Raw genomic sequence first — 2,419 nt, forward strand, 5'->3', positions numbered from 1 at the left:
CCGAATGTCATCTATGAATTCTGGAAACATTATAATGAGAATAAGGGTATAATTGGATATGACTTTGATGGCTGGTATCAAATGTCGGACAAGGAATTCCTGGCGGCTTATGAGGCGTATGGAGAACAAGCTCTGACTTACAATGACCAGACTTCTACATTGTATTATTCTAAGGGTAAGGTTGAGAATGGTCAAGTTGTTATTTATGGAAAGAATATAAAAATAAATAAGACTCTTTATCGTCCTCTTGAAGATGGTGAACTTCAATTTACCGGAGAACCTCCTTTGCCTGGATTTAGTGCATTCAAGTGGGCTTCATTGTTGAAATCGGTTAAGGGCTTGTTTAAGTTTGCCTTTGGAGGAAAGAATGCTGCGCCGGTTGTAAGGGCTTATACGAAATCTAATTTGCAGTTGGGGCAGCAAATGCATAGGGCCTATCATGCTGGAGAATATGGAAAAGAGTTTGTATTGCCAAGTGGTAAACGGATAGATTTTTTGGATATCATTAATAAGACAGTACATGAGTTGAAGCCATATAATCCCCGCTCTATGAAGCAAGGACAAAAACAGCTTCAGATGTATTTGAGGGAATTACAAAGCCCTGCTGTTATTCAAAAATATCCTGAATTTAAAAATATTCAATGGAAAACCATTTTAGATACTTATTAACTATGGACAGTAAAGAATTTCGGAAAATATTTGGTGAAGTGGCTAAATCTTATGGCTTTAGGAATGCCTATGGCGGTTGGTATAAAGAAAGTGATGAGTGTATATCTTTATTTTGGCTTCAAAAATCAAGTTATGCAAATGAATTTTATTTAAATTTGAGAGCCTATATTCAGGGTGCTTTTAATCGACATTATTCTATTAATAAGGAAATAATGAAAAGCTCATTTGGTCATGTTATGGATCAAATTACTGGAAATTCGATATTTGATTTAGAAGATATAGCAATGAGTGATGAAGAAAGAATAGCTTTGCTTAGAACCGTTTTTGAAGAAAGAATTATTCCTTTTACAGAAAGGTGTTTGTCTAAACTTGGTATTATTGAAATGTTTCAGAAAGGTGATATCTATCTTTTACCTGCTGTTCGAGAAGAATTGGGTGTTTAATATCTATCTTCGTTCAATCGAATATGTTATTCGGTTGTCTTGAATATTCGTTTTTTTAGTCCACTCATTTAAATATCCCTGTCTCTTTCTATAAAATATTAGTAGAGATGGGGATTTTTATGTATCTTTTTAGGCAATTCTCAACTTAAAATCTTACATTTACTGTCTCTAAGATGAAAATGAGATGAGACATCCAACAGAATTAGAAATCAAATTATTAGAAGAACTTATATGTAGAGTGCATGTTGTTTTTACTCCTGACTGGAAAAACCGTTTGTTGGTATCAGACTTGTCGGATGGAGGAATGGGAAGCCTAGCTTTGCACCTTTATGGAGTAGATGATTACAAAGAACATCATTTTGGATCTCAAGCTATCGATTGTTTATTTGATGACATTGATGGGATTACAGTTGTGGCATCGTTATACCTGGACGAAAAAGGGGAGTTATATGAGCTTGATATATGGAAGGTCAATTGGAGTCTATTAATTGAAATTCCTATAACTTATAGGGAGGGATGTCTAGCTCGTTCCAAAGAACTACAAACAATGGCAAAATTTCAAGGTTAGCAACGGATAAGAGTTATAGATACTCATTAATTATGGACAGTAAAGAATTTCGGAAAATATTTGGTGAGGTGGCTAAATCTTATGGTTTCAAGACTGCCTTTGGAGGGTGTTATAAAGAAAGTACTGAATGTATATTTGTACTTCAACTACAGAAATCTAATTTTGGAGATTATTACGAATTAAATATAAAGATATATATACAAGGTACTTTTGGTAATAAATATCTTCCTAATAAAGATACAATAAAGAAAGAAATGGGTGATGTTTTCAATAGGCAGCCTAAGGAGTATTGTTCTCTTTTCGACTTTGATATAGCTATGTCTGATGAAGACAGAATGCAGACATTAAAGAAGTTCTTTGATGATTTTGTTATTCCATATGAAGAGAAAGCTTTGTCTGTTTCAGGTGTAAGAGAATTGGCAGATGAAGGGAGCATTTTTCTACTTTCAACTGTTAAGGATGAACTAGACCGCCTATATCCAGTAAACTGATACTCTTCCGTTCGGTCAATATGTTATCCAGCTGAACGTAATATTCGGTTTTTCAATCCTCTCATTTAAAATATCCCTGTCTCTTACTGTAAAATATCAGTAAAGGGAGGGATTATTTATTCCTTGTATTTATAATATGGTGCCGCCTACTTATACGATTGCAGTGCACTGACTGTTTCTTCTTCCACGCTTCCGTTTGCCGCAGGTAAACGTTATTATTTTGATGATTTTGAGCGAAATATTAACAC

Annotated in this window: 3 protein-coding genes and 1 pseudogene; all 4 read left to right on the top strand. The window is 34.3% G+C overall.

Annotated elements, in window-relative coordinates; genetic code table 11:
- A pseudogene (locus DW036_RS25275) lies at positions 1–669 on the top strand (hypothetical protein); the annotation flags it as partial.
- A gap of 2 nt (positions 670–671) precedes the next feature.
- Positions 672–1,112: a DUF4304 domain-containing protein gene (locus DW036_RS25280; RefSeq protein WP_158585997.1), complete on the top strand. Its 441-nt coding sequence runs from the start codon at positions 672–674 to the stop codon at positions 1,110–1,112.
- Between the two features lie 184 nt (positions 1,113–1,296).
- A complete protein-coding gene (locus tag DW036_RS25285; protein ID WP_233560546.1) occupies positions 1,297–1,680 on the top strand; it encodes a hypothetical protein in 384 nt (127 codons plus the stop codon).
- Positions 1,681–1,712: 32 nt separating this feature from the next.
- Positions 1,713–2,171, top strand: a complete 459-nt coding sequence (locus DW036_RS25290; RefSeq protein WP_233560547.1) for a DUF4304 domain-containing protein — start codon at positions 1,713–1,715, stop codon at positions 2,169–2,171.
- Positions 2,172–2,419 lie beyond the last annotated feature (248 nt).

It is taken from the genome of Bacteroides sp. AF39-11AC (assembly GCF_003474285.1).
Classification (GTDB): domain Bacteria; phylum Bacteroidota; class Bacteroidia; order Bacteroidales; family Bacteroidaceae; genus Bacteroides.

What these genes read in the sequence shown, in the direction of transcription:
- DW036_RS25280 (WP_158585997.1), top strand. Translation starts at nt 672, where the DNA reads ATGGACAGTAAAGAATTTCGGAAAATATTTGGTGAAGTGGCTAAATCT.
- DW036_RS25285 (WP_233560546.1), top strand. Translation starts at nt 1,297, where the DNA reads ATGAGACATCCAACAGAATTAGAAATCAAATTATTAGAAGAACTTATA.
- DW036_RS25290 (WP_233560547.1), top strand. Translation starts at nt 1,713, where the DNA reads ATGGACAGTAAAGAATTTCGGAAAATATTTGGTGAGGTGGCTAAATCT.